Origin of the sequence: uncultured Veillonella sp. (genome assembly GCF_934230905.1) — a bacterium.
Taxonomy (GTDB): domain Bacteria; phylum Bacillota; class Negativicutes; order Veillonellales; family Veillonellaceae; genus Veillonella.
Window position 1 is genome coordinate 84932 of the sequence record NZ_CAKQFJ010000002.1, and the last position, 18720, is coordinate 103651.

The following is an 18720-nucleotide window of genomic DNA, read 5'->3' on the forward strand; positions in this document are numbered from 1 at the left end:
CTATTATTTAAAATCAATAACAACAGGCATATCTGCTGGTGCATCTACATTAAACCATTTTTTATATAATGAATTAAATTCACCATCAGCCTTCATATCAGCAATAGCCTTATTAATTTCTTCTTCTAATGCTTTATTATCTTTATTAAATGCCAATCCTAGATATTCTTTAGTATTTGGATATGCCAAAATTTGAATATGTTCATCAGGATGTTTTGTACTGTAATATTGAGCAACAGGCAAATCAATAACAGTCGCATCAACACCACCATTTTTTAGTTCAAGCAAGGCTTCATTACTGTGGTCAAATTCTTTTACTGCAGCGCCTTCAATTTTATGAGCTAAATCAGCACCAGTTGTTCCCATTTGAGCAGCAATTTTTTTATTTTTTAAATCATCTAATGAATGAATAGTATCATTACTTTTATAAACAATAGCTAACGCATTTTCATAGTATGGAGAAGAAAATAATACTTTTTCACTACGTGCTTTCGTAATTGTCATACCTGAAGCAGCGACATCAATATCATGAGTATTTAATGCCGGAATTAATGCATCAAAGGCAACATTTTTAAGTTCTACATCTTTATTAATACGTTTACCAATGGCACGAATCAAATCAATATCAAAACCAGCGTAGTCTTGTGTTTTATCATCTTTAAATTCAAAAGGAACAAATGTTGCATTAGTTCCAACAATAAGTTTGTTTGATGTAGTTGTTGAAGAAGATCCACAACCACCAATCAACGATGCCGTCATAACGACCATTAAGCTACCTAAAACTAATTTTTTTACTTTTTTATTAAACATCATAGTAACCTCACATATAACTAAGTTTATTTATATAGTATATATATGTGGAATAATTATGTCAATATAAATGTATATAACAATAAATAAATTATTGATATTAATGATTTCTACATTTATTTTTATGCAATATATGAATTATTATACAATTATTGTATATGAATAATGGCTTAATTATCACACTTATCTTGAATTTTGTTTATACAAGTGTATAAGCAACAAAAAAGCACATGAGAAAAGCCTCATGTGCCTGTATACGGCTGACCTGGTCTTTGCCCCCACACTCGCCTGCTGGAAGGTTCGCTCATAAGTCCATGACTCCCCACTACTACTTCTCTCGGTTAACCGGCAGGACTTACATCTAAGCCGCACCATGCTCACAGTCTCTTAAACTGCTTATGTGGATCGTTTTGCCTGCGACTGGCCTCGACTTTCAACCACAGACCCGTATTTTCATATTATAGATGATTCATTATATGTATGTCTATATCTTTATTACGCACGTAAAAGCAAACATATATATCAGTAAATACTATTTTGATAAAAATAGAAAAAGCAAGTCCTAATTTTAATGTATAGAAAATAGGAATAGGAATATAAAATATTTCTTCATTTTTTTATGATAATTCTTAAAGCCAAAATTTCACATCCCATTTTTAAAGCATTTCTTTTTTGTCAACAGTTTTAATTATGCCAAATATGAATACATGTTAAAAAAGCAAACATTATACCGATACACAAAGAATAAAATTTATTGTATAATACGAATACTGTTAAAGAAGAACGGACTATAAGTTGTACGATGTAAAGCACCTTGGGGTTGGTACTTTACAGATTTGTATAGTAGAGGGGTTTATTATGTTTATGTTATCATTGATGCAACCATCTGGTTTGTATGAACTGGAGAAAGATAGTTTAGAGGCTATTAGTGCTCAACTATTACAAATGATACAAATGAAAAGCTATCACTTGTACACACATTCTATACAAGTATCTAACTACGCAGTTAGTATTGCCGCTAAAATGGGATTACCTTTAAATGAAATTGAACAAATCCGTCATGCTGCACTATTACATGATGTAGGTCTTTTAATGATTCCTAATGCGATGATTCAAAAAGCACCATATTTAAATAAGCAAGAAATGTCAAAATATAAACAACATGCTGCTAGTGGAGCTAATATGATTGAAAACTATCCATGTTGTCAACAAATTTTGTCTTATATTCGTTACCATCATGAAAAATGGGACGGCTCAGGATATCCAAAACATTTACGCGGCGCCAACATTCCACTCGGGGCACGTATCATTGCTGTTGCGGATTACTATGATTCCACTGTGAATCCATCCACTGAATTTTGGGCAAAAACAAAAGCTAAAGCAAAAGAAGAATTGTTTAGCGCATCTGGTTCCCTCTTTGATCCAGATGTTGTAAAAGCATTTATCGATGTACTAGGTTAAACAACATAATTAAGGCTGTAATAGAACTAAAATCTATTACAGCCTTTTATTTTTAAAAACTACCACTAGCTAATGTCAATGCTTCAATATAGTTAGGGTGATACCTTCTTAATATACGTGCTGCTGACTCTAAAGTAGCTCCCGTTGTAAATATATCATCAACTAGTAAAATCCGCTTATCATATAACAATGAGGGATCGCAAGTGTTCTTCCACATAAATGCCTTATCGATTGTACTATGCCGTTCACTACCAGATAATCTCCACATTTCTTTATGGGTATCCATTTTATATAAACAATCAAACCATTTATAACAAACCTCATTTTCATTATGACAGTCCATAAGTCCATTGACACTACTATCTTTTTTTCTACTATTAATACAATTAGAATTTGAAAATGATAACACCCAATCATAAAAAAATAGATCTACCTGATTATATCCTCTAACCTTCTTTTTTTCTATACTTGATGGTATAGGAATCACATAATGAGGCCTATACTCGTGCATCCTCAAGTTGTACGATGCTAAAAAAGGAGCAGCCCCTTTGGACTGCTCCTTTTTTTCATTAAACTTAACGTCATATATCATGGATTTAATACCACCTCGATAGTCAGCTAAAATCCAAGCAGAATCTAACGAGGATAGTAATTTAGATGGCACTTGTCTTACATGTAAAACTTCTTCAATACAAGCATCACACCAATCCCCTTGTTGTTGTACATGAGTACCACAATGAGGGCAAATAGGAGGAAATAAAAAATCAAATAGATTCATTATCCATCACATCTTCCTTGTAAACGTTCTTTAAATAATGTATATCGTTCTTCACCATTAACTGTTTTAACCGCCCGTTCTACAGAGCTCTTTGTACCAATCATAATAACCTTACGTTTAGCTCTTGTAACGGCAGTATAGAGTAAGTTCCGTTGCAACATTCCACCATACATTGGCACAAATGGAATGATAACAACACCATATTCACTACCTTGACTCTTATGAACCGTTATAGCATACGCAGGCATAATCATATGAGCTTCATCAATAGATAGGCGTACCTCTTTGTGAATAAATCGAATGCAAATATCAGATTTAGTAATGGCATAAATAACGCCAATTTCACCATTAAAAACCTCTAATTCATAATTGTTAAGAACTTGAATTACCTTATCACCAACACGGAATGTAATTCCATTGACACGCACTTCACTTTTATAACTATCTGGAGGATTCACTGATTGCTGTACATATTGAGATATACTTGTACTGCCAGCCTTACCTCTACGCATAGGCGAAATAATTTGAATATCAAGTTCATCATCGACAAATTCTTTTTCCCGTTTATACACATCAATGATGGCTTTCATCATATCATCAAGAGAGTTAACGGGTATAAACGTAAATTCATCACTAGGCGTAGCAAGATTTGGCATCTCACCACGATTAATAGCATACGCACTATCAACAATACTATTACCAGAACTTTGGCGATAAATATGTTGTAACCGCGTATAAGGAACCATATCACTATCAAGTAAATCTTTCAATACAAATCCAGCACCTATAGGAGGCAGCTGATCAACATCGCCTACAATAATGACATGAGCCTCACGAGGAATTGCTGACATTAGAGAATAAAATAATCGTACATTGAGCATAGATGCTTCATCTATTATGATAACATCTATATCAAGAGGATCATCTTCATTTTTAGTAAAATCATAAGAATCACTGCCAGCTACAGGCATGAGCAAACGATGTATAGTAGTAGCTTCAAACTCAGTGGCCTCTGTTAAGCGCTTTGCTGCGCGTCCCGTTGGAGCACAAAGAATAATTCGACCCAATCCACCTAATTGAAAACCTTTAACTAAGGCTTTAATAATCGTAGTTTTACCCGTACCAGGTCCACCAGTAATAAGTGAAAATTTTTCAAAAAATGATAATTCTATGGCTTCTTTCTGTTCAGAACCAAAGGTAATATGATTATCTACTTCAAAACGTTCAATAAAATCTGGAATATCTAGTGATATAGGATCAGCTTCAACTAAAAAATCACGTGTATAATGTACACTTTCTACTTCAGATACATACATTTCAGGCGGATACACATAAAGTATATCATCATAATAGGTACTATACAGGATAGCTTGAGAAATTAATGAGTCAATATGATTAGCAATTAAATCTGCATCTACATTCAGTAAGTCATAGGTACGCCCTATCAATTCATCTACAGGTAAACACGTATGACCTTGGTTATCTAAATTCCCCAATATCCAATTTACACCGGCTTCTAAACGTCGTTCATCATCGGCCTCAATATCTAAATTCATTGCTAATGTATCAGCTGTATTAAACAACATATCTGGCGCAATACGCAATAAATTATAAGGATTATCTTGTATGACACCTATAGAGGATGCACCATAATAAGTGTACACAGTGCGAGACCATTTAGAAGAAATCTGATGAGATTCAAAGAAATGGTTCAAATCGGATAATATACCTTCACCAAGTAATGTATTATACAATTCCTCTTTAACGCCTTTGCGTAAACCTGGTACGTCTTTAATTTCTGCAGGCCGTTCTTCACGCAATACATCTAGTAATCGAAGACCAAAATAATCACAGATTTTATCTACAGACTTTTCCCCTAAGCCCTTTATACCTAAATTTATTAAATATTGTTTGGCAGCCCCCATATTATCGGGTTTGAGTTTTTCTATACTAGATGCATCGAACTGAATACCATACTTTTGATGCTCTACATAGCGTCCTTTAATTTCAATATCTTCCCCTTCTTTTGGGGCTTCAAAACGACCAGTACAAGTAATGTATTCCTCATTATAATCTTTCACAAGAAATACACAATACGTGTTCTGTGTGTTCTGATATATAATTCGGTATACAAATCCTCGTAATACTTCCATTATTTCTCCGTATTAGGTAATGCTTCGATAATCTCTTGAACAGCGTCAGTAATGCTACCTTCATTACCAATCTTAATATGAGCAACCCGTTCATACAAAGGATATCGTTCCTCGTAAACATTAAAAATATATTCAATGCTTTCTTTCACGAGTGGGCGAATTTCTAAATCCAAATCATCAAGAATATGGTTAACATCACGATTTACAAATACAACTAAACCATTATTTCTCATAAGATTTACAATTTTTTCAGATGTCACAGTCCCACCACCTGTAGCAATAACAGATGGTTTGTTATGAATTAATTCTTTAATTGTTTCATATTCATATTCACTAAAAGCATCTTTACCGTCATAGATAAAGATATTTTGTACACTTTTACCTACTTTATCTTGAATCGTTTGATCCAAATCATAAAAATCTCGGCCGAGTTCTTTAGCAAGCATTTTACCAACTGTAGTTTTACCCGCACCTGGCATGCCAATTAAGAAAATATGTTTGTGCATATGTTCCTTTAAAAACTCATTACTAATAGAAATGACATCTTTCATATAGGATTCAATATAGGTCAACATACGTGAATCCTCACATTCAGCCTTAAGACTAGAAATAATCTCATAATCACGATCTTCATCTATAAGAGGTAAATGATGTTCATCTTTAAACTTACCAATAGATTTAATGATAGATAATCGTTGTGTAAATAACTCTACTAACTGTGTATCAATCGTATCAATTTGCTTGCGTGCATCTTTAATATCCATAGCTCCCCCTTATGGGTTATTCCGTAAAATCCGAATTGCTGTTTCCTCATCGATTTTCATTTGGTCAATCAATTCTTGTAAATTATTAAATTTAACCTCACCACGTATATAAGATATAAATTGAACAGTTACTTCCTTACCATATACGTCTTGGTCAAAATCAAATACATGTACTTCACATCGATGATATTGATTTTTAAAAGTTGGATTATCCCCTATATTTCCAACACCATCATACCATATTCCATCTATACAAACCCGATTAGCATATACACCATCTGGTGGAATCGCCATCTCATTAGGTAACAAAAAGTTTATCGTAGGAAATCCTAATGTACGACCTCGTTGATCGCCTTTTATAACGATACCTCTAAACTGGTATGGCCGTCCAAGCCAAGCAGTCGCTTGTTCCATATGGCCTTCTTCTATAGCTTTACGAATATTAGTACTACAAATTGGGCCTTCTTTTGTAGATAATAAAGGTTCAACAATAATATGAATACCTTTTTCACACAAACGTTCACGCATTAACTTAGGATTTCCAACACCTTTGGCGCCAAATGTAAAATTAGTACCAATTACAATGCCTACAACATCAATATTGTAGCAAAGTGCATCCAAAAACTCATCCGGAGACATGTTAAATATATCTAAATTCATAGGAAGGCGTAGAATATAATCCACCTTTAAAGATTCTAAAATCTCATCCATAATATCAGAAGATAACACGCGTTTAGGAACAGCTTCTGGACATAATATAGTCAAAGGATGTTCACTGAAAGTAACAACAACCGTGACAGCATCATGCGCTCGAGCCTCTGCTATAGCATTACTAATGACCCGCTGATGACCACAGTGTACACCATCGAATGTACCTAATGCGTATACAATTTTACGATTAATTTGACGTAATTCATCAAACGAGTGTAAATGTTTCATACTTATCCTTCAATAAAAATATTTTTATCCACCTTAAGTGAGTCTTTAGTTCGTCTTAGTATACCTATAAAACCATTTGGTCCATAAGCCCTATACTTTTCAAATGGAACCGTATGAGAAAATGCCTCAACGATTGGTAACTCTTTACCTTGCACCATCATCTTTAATTGTACACTATTTACATCCACTTTTAAAAGATGGGATACTGCAATATCTGTAGGCAATACAAGTTTCTCACCACATAAGGTTAATTCTTCGGCTATATAAGACGATTGAATAGAGAATGGCCCTACTCTAGTCCTCGTTAAAGATGTCATTGTTCCAGGTATGCCTAATTGGATACATATATCGCGTAACAACGAACGAATATATGTACCACCAGAACAAGTGATACGAATTGTAAAATATGGAAACCCATAGGCTACCAATTCAATATTAGAAATCGTAATAGTCCGCATCGGTAACTCTACAGGTATCCCCTTACGTGCATATTCATAAGCACGTATTCCATTAATTTTAATAGCTGAATACTTAGATGGGCGTTGCTCTTGTGTGCCAACAAATCTAGATAACAAAGCCGTTAACTCATCCCACGTTGGCGGTATCAATCCTTCTTTAATAATAGAAGAATTCTCTAACAATTGAACACCATAGGCTAATTTCATATCTTCATCAGGCAAAACCGGTTGTCCAGTACTATCTTCAGTGTCTGTAAAAGTACCAAATTTGCATTCTGCTACATATGTCTTATCAAACCCATCTGTATATTCTATAAGGCGTGTCGCCTTTCCCAAGAATATAGGTAAGACACCATAAGCCATAGGGTCTAATGTACCACTATGACCAATGCGTTTTTCTTTCAAAATGCGACGACATATACCAACAGCATCATGACTAGTAATACCAGGAGGCTTTAGAAATGGCAATACTCCATCCATTATTTAATAACCTCCAATAGACGAGCTTTAGCCTCATCAATAGACGCTTCTATGGTACAACCTGCAGCACGTATATGGCCACCACCGCCAAAGCAATTGGCAATTGCATTTACATCAGTGCCCTTTGAGCGTAAGCTAATGCGCGTACGATTTGTACTTTCACCTTTCAACAAAATGGCTACATCAACAGTATCTACATTTCTAATAATATCAACAAATCCATCTGTATCATCTCCTAAAATATTCATAACCTCTGGAGATAACTCAATAGTAGCAACTCGATTATCTTTATAAAATGCAATAGTTTGCATAACCTGTTTCGTTACTTCAAGACGTGCCGCACTGACGGCCTCAATCGTTTCAGAAATAACATTAGGGCGAGCTCCTGCAGCTACACAGCGACTAGCCATTTTAAGTGTATTAGCTGTTGTATTACTGAACTTAAAAAATCCACAGTCTGTGGCAATCGCCATATAAAGAGCATTGCCCATAGACTCTGTAATAGGCCAATTCCATTGTTCACACAAATCTGTAATAATTTCACCGGTAGCCGCAAAATCAGGTTTTAAATATAGATAATCAGCAAATTCTGAATTAGAAATATGATGATCTATATTAAAAATAGGTGCACTAAAGAGTGCACCTACGCGGCCAATCCGTTCATACGTGCTAGCATCTAATACCATAAGCATATCAACCGATACAGGATGTGTTTCAAAGTAAGAAACCTCTTTAATTTGATCAATATACGATAAAAAAGAATATTTTTCTGGTATTACATCATCCACAACCATATACACGGTTTTACCTTGGGCTACTAGAGCCTCATAAAAGGCTACCATAGATCCAATAGCATCGCCATCTGGCCGTACGTGGACTGTGAGCATTATAGAATTAGCTTCACACAGAGCCATGTGTAATTGATTAATTGTAATTTTACTCATGTTCTGTATTATCCTTTATCTTAATTTATTTCTTCATCCTTTTTGATTTCATTCAAAAGGGACTCAATATGCATGCTGTAATCCAAAGATGTATCTTTATCAAAAGCAATCGTAGGAATATGGCGCAATTTTAATACCTTGCCAAGCTCGGTACGTACATGACCAGATGCATGCGTTAATGCAATAAGAGTATCTTCTTTCTCTTTATCAGAACCAAACAAGGAAACATAAATCGTAGCTTCACGTAAATCACCAGTTACATGAACATCAGTAATTGTCGTAAAGCCGATGCGAGGATCTTTCAACCCACGCATCAACATTTGACTTACTTCTTGTTTGATGAATTCTTGTAATTTTCTTACACGAACATCACTCATAGTAACCTCCTAAATTTGAGGTGCAACTTCTTCCATCAAGTACGCTTCAATTACGTCGCCTTCCTTGATGTCGCGGTAACCTTCCAAGGAGATACCGCATTCGAAGGATGTTTTAACTTCTTTTACTTCATCTTTAAAACGACGTAAAGAGTCAACTTTACCTTCAAACACAACAATACCATCACGGATTAGTCGAACTTCAGAGTCGTTGGTAATACGACCTTCAGTTACATAAGAACCGGCAACAATAGCTTTTGGTGTAGAGATAACTTGACGCACCTCTGCACGACCAACGACAACCTCTTTAAATTGAGGTGCCAACATACCTCGCATAGCAGACTCAACGTCATTAATAGCATCATAGATAACACGATATGTACGTAAATCTACCTTTTCTTGTTCAGCAGCACGACGAACATTGGCATCTGGACGAACGTTAAAGCCCATAACAATTGCATTAGAAGCAGATGCCAACATAATATCGGATTCATTAATAGCACCTACAGCAGCATGTACGATAACAATACGTACTTCCGGATTTTTAATACCTTCTAAGGATTGACGTAATGCTTCTACAGAACCTTGAACATCAGCTTTAATGATAATGTTAAGATCTTTTAACTCACCTTGTTGAATTTGATTAAAAATATCATCCAATGTAACTTTATGCGTTGCTTGTAACTCTTGTACACGTTGTTTTGCAATGCGTTTTTCAGCAATTGTACGTGCTTCATTATCATCCATACCATTGATAATTTCACCAGCTTGTGGAACTTCAGAGAAGCCTAAAATTTCTACTGGCATAGATGGACGAGCGACTTTAACCTTTTCACCACGCTCATTTGTCATAGCACGAACTTTACCATACGCAGTACCAGCAAGAACGGTATCACCTACACGAAGAGAACCTTTTTGTACTAACACGGTACATACAACACCACGGCCTTTATCAAGTTGAGCTTCAATAACTACGCCGTATGCTTTACGATTAGGATTTGCTTTTAGTTCCATAACTTCTGCTACAAGCAAAATATTTTCGAGTAAATCGTCAATACCTTGTTTTTTCTTAGCAGATACGGGAACCATAATAACATCGCCGCCCCACTCTTCTGGTACTAAACCATGTTCCACCAATTGTTGTTTTACATGATCAGGGTTAGCACCTGGTTTATCCATTTTGTTAATAGCAACGATAATAGGAACATCTGCAGATTTAGCGTGATTAATAGCTTCGATAGTTTGTGGCATAACACCATCATCAGCAGCTACTACAAGAACTGCAATATCTGTAGATTTTGCACCACGTAAACGCATTGCTGTGAAAGCTTCATGGCCTGGTGTATCAAGGAATGTGATCTTATTATCATTATAACGAACTTGGTACGCACCGATATGTTGTGTAATACCACCCGCTTCGCCAGCAGTTACATTGGTTTGACGAATTACATCCAATAAAGATGTTTTACCATGGTCAACATGACCCATAATAGTTACAACAGGAGGGCGAGGCTTCAAAGTTTCTGGTGCATCTTCAATTTCAATAATATCAGTAGGATCTTCTTCCGGTTCAACTTCTGTTACAGCTACACCAAATTCTTCAGCTACGATAGTAGCTGTATCAACGTCAACCTCTTGGTTAATACTAGCCATAACACCTAAAAGCATCAATTTTTTGATGATTTCAGAAACTTCACGGCCCATTTTTTCAGCCAATTCTTTAACGGTTAAAGGACCACTTAATTCTATTTCTGTAGCAATAGCTTCTTGTGCTTTACGCTCTTCTTCCGCCTTGTGTTGCAAGTATTGCTCGTTACGATGTTTTACCTTATTTTTCTTCTTTTGCATAGAAGTGGACAATAGGGATTGTGGTCGATTATTGCCTTTTTTGTTTTTCTTGTTACGGCGATCATTACCATTTTGTTGATTACCACTATTGTTGTTTCGATTATCTACGCGACCATTACGATTTCGATTTTCTGCGTTACCATTATTGTGGCGATTGTCATTTTTTTGACCTTGTTGTTGACCATTAGGACGATCTTGTTTTTGATGATTATGGCCATCTTGTTTATTACCACCATTATTTTGCTTTTTAGTAGGCTCATTAATCTGTACATGACGAACATTAGCTTTCTTATCTTCATGCTTATTATCATGTTTAGATTCTTTTTTATGGTTATGCTCTTTTGCTGGTTTATCTATTTTCACAGATTTTTCAGTTGTGCTGGCTTTCTCATGTTTGCTTGGATTAGCAGGAATGGACTCTGCCTTCGTATTAGAACTATTAACCTTACCACCTAACTGATTTTTAACTACAGTATAACCTTCATCATCTACTGTGTTAACAGCTTTTGTTACATTAAAATTATGTTGTTGCAAAATAGAAATAACCTGTTTACTTTCAACGCCAAACTCCTTAGCGATTTCATGTACGCGCTTTTTGGACATCTACATACCCCCTTCTTACTGATCAATCTCTTTTAGTAACGCTTTTGCAAATCCATCATCTTCTACGGCCACTACCACACGTATTTCCTTGCCTATAGCCGTACCTAAAGATTCTTTACTACCGACTTTACGCAATGGGATATGATGTATTTCTGCTAATTGTATGTACTTCTTTTCATTATTGGCTGCACAATCAGTGGCTAACAAAACAAGTTTTGGTATTTTGTTTTTCATCGCTTTTTCTACAATGAAATCTCCAGAACTCAATTTTCCCGCTCGCTGTGCCAAGCCTAAGAGATTTAAAACTTTATCTTCACTCATATGCCAAAACTATTCATTACTTTCCAAATCATGTTTCAATGCTTCATACACATCTTTAGACACTGCATGCTTTAAAGACCGTTCTAACTTTTTTCCTTTATAGGCAGTCTCAAAACAATCCATAGATGCACAAAGATAAGCACCACGACCAGGCGCTTTACCAGTTCTATCGATACTAATTACGCCTTCTGGACTTAGAGCAATGCGCATTAATTCACGCTTACTCTTTGGTTCACCACAGCCTACACAAGTGCGCATAGGTTGAGATTTGGTTTTCATTAGTCTTCACTTTCCGCTGCTTCAGTACTTGCAAAACCTGTGAAAGGATTTTCTGCAGCTTGTGTTTCACTTTTAATATCAATTTTCCAATTTGTCAATTTAGCTGCTAAGCGAGCATTTTGACCAGCTTTACCGATAGCCAAGGACAATTGATAGTCAGGTACTACAACATAAGAAGATTTTTCTTCTTCACTAACATCTACTGAGATTACTTTTGCAGGACTTAATGAGTTCGCAATGTATATAGCAGGATCCTCATCCCATTTTACAATATCGATTTTTTCATCATGTAATTCATCTACAATATGTTGAACACGTTGACCTTTTGGACCTACACAAGCACCAACTGGATCGATTGATTCATCGCGGCTATATACAGCAATTTTAGAGCGCATACCCGGTTCACGTGCTACAGATTTAAGCTCTACTACACCTTCATAAATTTCAGGAACTTCAAGCTCAAATAAACGTTTTAATAGCCCCGGATGAGTACGAGAAATCATGATTTGAGGACCTTTCGTAGTTTTCTTAACCTCTACGATATAGCATTTAATGCGATCCCCTTCATGATATGTTTCTGTAGCGATTTGCTCTGTTGGAGGTAAGATGGCTTCTGTTTTACCAAGATTGATAAATACATTTTTACCTTCAACACGGGTAATCACACCAGTAATAATATCGCCTTCACGGCTATAGTATTCTTCATATACAACACTACGTTCAGCTTCTTTCAAACGTTGAATCAACATTTGTTTCGCAGTATGGGCTGCACTACGACCAAAGTTAGCAGGTGTTACATCTGCCTCAACAATATCGCCAATTTCATAGCGTTTATCAATTTTGCGAGCATCTAATAAGCTGATTTCAGTTTCTGGTAATTCTACGGTTTCTACAACTTGTTTTTTTGCCATCACCTTATAGGCACCAGTTTCACGATTCAATTCCACATACGCCTCTGGATTAGAATGTGGTTCCTTACGATATGCTTGTAATAACGCAGCTTCTAAGGATTCAAAAATAACCTCAGGTGCAAAACCTTTTTGTTTAGTCAGCACCATAACTGCTTGAATTAATTCTTGACTCACTCGTACGCCTCCATATATTAAAAATCAAGATGTAATCGAATTTGTGCAATGGCAGTACGCTCAAATGTTTCGCTTTCACCATTGATTAAAAATTCTATCGTAGTATCTGAATAACCTTGTAGCACACCCGTATATTGTTTACTACCATTAATCGGTTTAAACAATTGGATATCTACATCACGGCCATTATAGCGAATAAAATCTTTCTCCTTTTTTAGGACTCGATCAAGACCAGGAGATGACACTTCAAGCAAATAATTTTCTGCAATCGGGTCTTTCTCATCGAGGACAGCACTTAATTTTTCACTGACCATTTGACAGTCATCCAAATCAACACCACCCGGTTTATCGAGATACACACGTAAATACCAATCGCGTTCTCGAACATAGTCGACATCGACTAATTCCAGATTTGTGCCAGCTATAATGCCTTCAACTACAGAGGAAACAAATTCCTCGACAGCCTCTCTTTTCATAGCCATCGCCTCCTTATAACATACTACATATTGATCATATACGCTGTTTTTAACATAAAATTTGATAAAATTATACGACTAATTTCACCCAATCATAAACGAAAGAGTGAGCAACAATAGCCCACTCTTAAAAAAGTTTATATAAAAGTCATATATAGTATAGCATAATTCAACTAAAATGTACAATTTAACTACGTGAATTTAGTTCACTTAGGATATTTTTTAAATGTTCAGATAGTACATTTTCTAATTGATCTAAAGTTTTAGCATCAAGATGATGATCAATTTCTGGGTAATTTTTATACCGTAATTCTGCAAAAAATTCATCGCGATACTCATTATAGTACAGTAACAATCCTGTACATTCATCCATCTTTCGATATTCACCTATAATATACGAACCATTGATCATACGCACTGCATTTTTAGGGGTAATATCTCGTACATATCCCTCTAACTCAGCGGGCATAACAGCTTCAAAATCCCAGTTTTGTAAATCCTTACGCATATAGGTATAAGTAAAATTTTCTGCACTGTTGATGAGTAATTTTGAAAGCCCCTGTACGCAACGATTTTGCAAGCCCTGCCAATACGGTTCAAACTCTTGTCGCACAAAAGATATATCTACAAATGTGAACAAAGGCATAACCACATGCACAGTATAATCCTCTACCTCTTTATCATACAGAGCGCACCATTTCCAACCTAAGTCATTTTCATAATGAAATAAAGGTAAGGTCAATACCGCCTTATTAGCGGCCAAAGATTCTTGAGCTTTTACTATTTCATCAGGTCCCGTTATAACAAGTCTAAAGTTTCCAATCGTCTGTGGTAACCAAGAATAATCTAAAGACTTACATGTTTCAATAATGTTCTCCATATAATGCTTCATACCTTTCTTGATACATCAAAACGGTTTTAACATACATACGAGTTTCAGGAAATGGAATTGTATCTACCATACCATTCCAATTTTTTTCCTTCACCCATGATTCCACATGCCCACGCCCCGCATTATACGCAGCTAAGGCTTGTACCTCATCACCATTAAACTCTTTTAATAAATAACCTAAGTACCATGTCCCTAATTGAATATTAATTTCCGGTTCTTTTAATTGGCGATCTGTATAGTTACTATGCCCCATTTGTTGTGCTACCCAACGAGCCGTATCCGGCATGAGCTGCATCAATCCAAGGGCCCCCGTTTCTGATTCCGCCGTATTCTTATATTTACTTTCAGCCAAAATAACACTGGCAACCAAAGCTGGTGATACCTCTTCCTTTTCTGCAGCCGATATAACTACGTCTCTATACTCAAAGGGGTATGCTACATTGCGTGCTACAGGATCTTGTAAATGGTTAAAATAAAACCATCCTAATACTACAATAGCCAAGGCTGTTGCTGTAGTTCGTTTCATACATCCTCCCCTTACTCTTAACTGTATATATTTGAATCAATTCAAACATATATTTCATTGATAATTATTTATTATACAACGGTAGTAGTTTCTCATGCCACAATTTTTCTAACTGAATATATAATTCATCAGGTGTACCATCATTATTAATGATGACATCTGCATAGGGCCGTTTATCATCTAGTAACATTTGACTTTGAATACGCGCTAATGCATCCTCTTTTGAGTAACCATTACGCGCCATTAATCGTTGAATTTGTACCTCTGGCGATACATACACAAGCCAAACCGTATCTAGTCTCTCATACCACTTACCTTCAATCAAAAGAGGAATATCATAGATAACAACAGGTTCATGTTCTCTTTCAAATGTATTAGCCAGATCATCAATACGGTCTCGAATTAATCCATGCAAGCAATGATTTAATTCTAAAAGCTTAGTTTCATTATGAAATACAATGGCACCAAGTGCCTCTCGGTTTAAACTACCATCATCCCGCAGTACTGTATTACCAAACAATTGATGAATAGCCGCTAAACCGGGTGTACCAATTTCTACAACTTCACGTGCTACTACATCAGCATCAATATATGGTACGTTTTTCTTTTTAAAAAAATCTAATACCGTACTCTTACCAGATGCAATACCACCTGTTAAACCTATTTTTAACATATGTGCCTCCTATTGATTCTGCCAATCCAAACATCATATGAAAAATCTATTTTACAAGTGCCCAGTTTTCCGCATTATGTACATCAACAATAAGTGGAACATGTAATTCTACAATGGATTCCATAGTTTCCTTAAGCAACGTTTGAATAGCATCCAATTCATCGTTTATGACTTCTAATACAAGCTCATCATGCACCTGTAATAATAAACGGGACTTAAAGCTCTTCTCTTCTAAAATGGATTCCACCTTGTTCATAGCGAGCTTAATAATATCCGCAGCAGTCCCCTGTATCGGTGTATTCATAGCCGTCCGTTCTGCAAAGGAACGACGATTGAAATTGCGGCTATTAATATCTGGTAGCTCACGCATACGACCAAACATAGTACGAACCTTGCCAGTCTCATGAGCTTCTTGTACCATGTTGTCCATATATTCTTTAACCTTTGGATATCGGCTAAAATATAATTCAATATAGTTTTTTGCCTCTTGGCGTGTAATGCTGAGATCTCTAGATAAACCAAAGTCAGAAATACCATAGATAATGCCAAAGTTGACTGCCTTTGCATGAGACCGTTCTTCACTGGTTACCTCATCTTGAGACTTGCCAAGCACTTCGGCAGCGGTAAATCTATGAATATCCTTCCCTTCATTAAAAGCCTTAATTAATGCTTCATCACCAGACAAATGCGCCAAAATACGAAGCTCGATTTGTGAATAATCGGCACTCACTAATGTATCAAAGCCTTCTCCAGGATAGAATAACGCTCTAATTTCACGACCCTTTTCTGTACGGACAGGAATATTTTGCAAGTTCGGATCAGAGGAGCTCAATCGTCCAGTAGCTGTCACCATTTGATTAAATGTGGTATGAATGCGATGCGTTTCAGGATTAATGAGGACCGCTAAGCCTTCGCAATAAGTAGAAACTAATTTAGACACTGATCGATAAGCCAAAATCTTCTCTACAATAGGGCTTTCATGACGAAGCATATCCAATACTTCTGCATCTGTAGAGTACCCTGTTTTCGTCTTTTTAATGACAGGTAGATTCATCTTTTCAAACAGGATAATACCCAATTGTTTTGGAGAATTAATATTAAATGTTTCCCCCGCCAATTCATAAATTTCTTGCTGAACAGCTTCGAGTTCTGCCTTGAATTTAACAGTTGATTCTTCTAATTTTACTGGATCAATATAAATACCATTTTTCTCCATCACAAGTAATGTATGAATCAACGGCAATTCAATGTTGTTATATAAATCCCATAAGGATTCATCTTGTAATGCCTTAACAGCCGCCTCGTCCATAGCGAGTAAGGCTTTTACCATAGAAACGCACTCTACATCAACGCTACCTGTGGCAATAGATGGCACACTAAAACGCTCTGTTAAATAAAGATATCCGTAATTGGTACGCGTTGGATCCAATAGATAAGCCATCAAGGATATATCGTGAATACGAGCAACGCCATCATCATATAAACGAATCTGAGCCGGTTCATTATGGCAAAGAACCTCCATCAATTCCTTGCTTTGTGTCGTTACAATCGTTTTCGCACCATTTAATGCATGTAATAATACATCATTATGAGAACTATCTAGCTTGATAATGCTTTCACCATTGTTAATGAAAGCAGACGTAATCGTACGGAATGGTGCCTTGCCGTCTGTAATGATATGAACTCCAATGGTTTTATTTTTGTAAAAGTCCTCAGTAAGAGCAGATGAATCTAACAAATCTTCGATTTTAATCTCTTCGGCCATACTAAAGAGGCCACCAAAATCCTCTGCATCGCTACCTTCTGTGCCCATCACACTAGCCAAGCGAGGTGTCAATTTAGTAAAACCAAGTGTTTCAAACATGGGCTTCACTTCGCCAAGGTGGAAATTCTGTACAAATTGATCGAGCGTATAGGACAAATCCATATCCGTTTTAATGGTAGCCAATTGACGAGATAAGAAGGCCAAATCCTTGTTTTCAACAAGACGTTCTTTCAATTTCTTGCCAGAAATGTTATCGATATTTTCGTATACAGACTCTAAATCACCGTATTCATTAATCAATTTAAGAGCTGTTTTTTCACCAACCCCTGGAACGCCAGGAATATTATCGGAAGAATCACCCATAAGCGCCTTCATTTCGATAACCTTATCAGGGCCATAACCATATAATTCAGCCATATTCTCTAAGGTAACCTCTAGCATGTCTGAGATACCTTTTTTCGTCAAGAATACATGACTGTAATCGGTAACAAGTTGTAAATTATCTCGGTCACCAGTAATGATCTTTACCGCTAAATCAGAAGAGCCAAATGTCTTTGATAAAGAACCAAGAATATCGTCCCCTTCAAATCCTTCCTCTTCGATAACGCATATGCCAAGAGCCTTTAATACATCCTGAATCAAGCTAAACTGAGGTCGTAAATCCTCTGGTGCATCAGGACGATTGCCCTTATATTCACTATACATTTCAGTACGGAATGTGTGACGGCCTTTATCAAATGCGACAGCAATGTAGTCAGGTTTTATTTCCTCATATAATTTAATGAGCATCGTCAAAAAACCATATACCGCATTAGTTGGCGTGCCAAGAGCAGACTTCAACGGAGGAAGCGCGAAAAAGGCACGGAATAACAGGCTGCTGCCATCTATAATCATTAATTTTTTCATGTGTACACCTCGCTTAATCATATGTTTCATTATAGCATATTGAGGCGTAATAAAATTGATTTTTAATCGCTTATACGAAGGTAAAAATATATGTACTACGCATTCTTGCTTAAGAAGAATGGGAACACGGGTGGCCTAAAGCTTCCACCGGCCGGGTCTGTCTACGGCCTGCGGCCTTCGCAGGG

18 protein-coding genes are annotated in these 18720 nt (G+C 36.3%); 1 reads left to right on the forward strand and 17 read right to left on the reverse strand.

Features of this window, described 5'->3' with window-relative positions; translation table 11 throughout:
* Window positions 1–3: 3 nt before the first annotated feature.
* Entirely contained in the window at window positions 4–810 is an 807-nt protein-coding gene (locus tag Q0E20_RS00905) for a basic amino acid ABC transporter substrate-binding protein (protein ID WP_295994991.1), read from the reverse strand.
* 858 nt (window positions 811–1668) lie between these two features.
* Here Q0E20_RS00905 and Q0E20_RS00910 point away from each other — a divergent pair.
* On the forward strand, window positions 1669–2271 hold the full coding sequence (locus Q0E20_RS00910; RefSeq protein WP_295994936.1) for an HD-GYP domain-containing protein: 603 nt from the start codon (window positions 1669–1671) through the stop codon (window positions 2269–2271).
* Between the two features lie 52 nt (window positions 2272–2323).
* On the opposite strand, the gene Q0E20_RS00915 is transcribed toward Q0E20_RS00910, so the two are convergent.
* From Q0E20_RS00915 to polA, 16 genes are all read right to left on the reverse strand, one after another.
* The gene (locus Q0E20_RS00915) at window positions 2324–3049 is read right to left on the reverse strand and encodes a ComF family protein (RefSeq protein WP_295994939.1); all 726 of its coding nucleotides are present in this window, start codon (window positions 3047–3049) and stop codon (window positions 2324–2326) included.
* The gene (locus tag Q0E20_RS00920; RefSeq protein WP_295994941.1) at window positions 3049–5202 is read right to left on the reverse strand and encodes an ATP-dependent RecD-like DNA helicase; all 2154 of its coding nucleotides are present in this window, start codon (window positions 5200–5202) and stop codon (window positions 3049–3051) included. The genes Q0E20_RS00915 and Q0E20_RS00920 overlap by 1 nt, the downstream gene beginning before the upstream one ends.
* Window positions 5202–5966, reverse strand: a complete 765-nt coding sequence (locus Q0E20_RS00925) for a shikimate kinase (RefSeq protein WP_295994944.1) — start codon at window positions 5964–5966, stop codon at window positions 5202–5204. Before Q0E20_RS00925 ends, Q0E20_RS00920 begins: the two co-directional genes overlap by 1 nt.
* Before the next feature lie 9 nt (window positions 5967–5975).
* Window positions 5976–6905, reverse strand: a complete 930-nt coding sequence (locus Q0E20_RS00930; protein ID WP_295994948.1) for a bifunctional riboflavin kinase/FAD synthetase — start codon at window positions 6903–6905, stop codon at window positions 5976–5978.
* Between the two features lie 2 nt (window positions 6906–6907).
* Window positions 6908–7843 carry a tRNA pseudouridine(55) synthase TruB gene (locus Q0E20_RS00935; protein ID WP_295994951.1) on the reverse strand — a complete coding sequence of 312 codons (936 nt, stop codon included), beginning with the start codon at window positions 7841–7843 and terminating at the stop codon, window positions 6908–6910.
* Window positions 7843–8787, reverse strand: a complete 945-nt coding sequence (locus Q0E20_RS00940) for a bifunctional oligoribonuclease/PAP phosphatase NrnA (RefSeq protein ID WP_295994956.1) — start codon at window positions 8785–8787, stop codon at window positions 7843–7845. Before Q0E20_RS00940 ends, Q0E20_RS00935 begins: the two co-directional genes overlap by 1 nt.
* 20 nt (window positions 8788–8807) lie before the next feature.
* Window positions 8808–9164: a 30S ribosome-binding factor RbfA gene (gene rbfA / locus Q0E20_RS00945; protein ID WP_295994959.1), complete on the reverse strand. Its 357-nt coding sequence runs from the start codon at window positions 9162–9164 to the stop codon at window positions 8808–8810.
* Window positions 9165–9173: 9 nt separating this feature from the next.
* Entirely contained in the window at window positions 9174–11612 is a 2439-nt protein-coding gene (gene infB, locus Q0E20_RS00950) for a translation initiation factor IF-2 (RefSeq protein WP_295994961.1), read from the reverse strand.
* A 15-nt stretch (window positions 11613–11627) separates the two neighbouring features.
* A complete protein-coding gene (locus tag Q0E20_RS00955) occupies window positions 11628–11933 on the reverse strand; it encodes a ribosomal L7Ae/L30e/S12e/Gadd45 family protein (protein WP_295994964.1) in 306 nt (101 codons plus the stop codon).
* Between the two features lie 9 nt (window positions 11934–11942).
* A complete protein-coding gene (locus Q0E20_RS00960; protein ID WP_295994968.1) occupies window positions 11943–12212 on the reverse strand; it encodes an RNase P modulator RnpM in 270 nt (89 codons plus the stop codon).
* Entirely contained in the window at window positions 12212–13297 is a 1086-nt protein-coding gene (nusA, locus tag Q0E20_RS00965; protein WP_295994971.1) for a transcription termination factor NusA, read from the reverse strand. Before nusA ends, Q0E20_RS00960 begins: the two co-directional genes overlap by 1 nt.
* A 17-nt stretch (window positions 13298–13314) precedes the next feature.
* Window positions 13315–13773, reverse strand: coding sequence for a ribosome maturation factor RimP (gene rimP / locus Q0E20_RS00970; protein ID WP_295994975.1), 459 nt, complete (start codon window positions 13771–13773; stop codon window positions 13315–13317).
* A 187-nt stretch (window positions 13774–13960) separates the two neighbouring features.
* Complete coding sequence (locus Q0E20_RS00975) at window positions 13961–14653, reverse strand: hypothetical protein (protein ID WP_295994976.1); 693 nt, start codon at window positions 14651–14653, stop codon at window positions 13961–13963.
* A complete protein-coding gene (locus tag Q0E20_RS00980; protein WP_295994979.1) occupies window positions 14637–15191 on the reverse strand; it encodes a lytic transglycosylase domain-containing protein in 555 nt (184 codons plus the stop codon). Before Q0E20_RS00980 ends, Q0E20_RS00975 begins: the two co-directional genes overlap by 17 nt.
* Window positions 15192–15255: 64 nt before the next feature.
* Window positions 15256–15864, reverse strand: coding sequence for a dephospho-CoA kinase (gene coaE, locus Q0E20_RS00985; protein ID WP_295994981.1), 609 nt, complete (start codon window positions 15862–15864; stop codon window positions 15256–15258).
* Window positions 15865–15910: 46 nt separating this feature from the next.
* The gene (polA, locus tag Q0E20_RS00990; RefSeq protein ID WP_295994984.1) at window positions 15911–18535 is read right to left on the reverse strand and encodes a DNA polymerase I; all 2625 of its coding nucleotides are present in this window, start codon (window positions 18533–18535) and stop codon (window positions 15911–15913) included.
* Window positions 18536–18720: the final 185 nt, after the last annotated feature.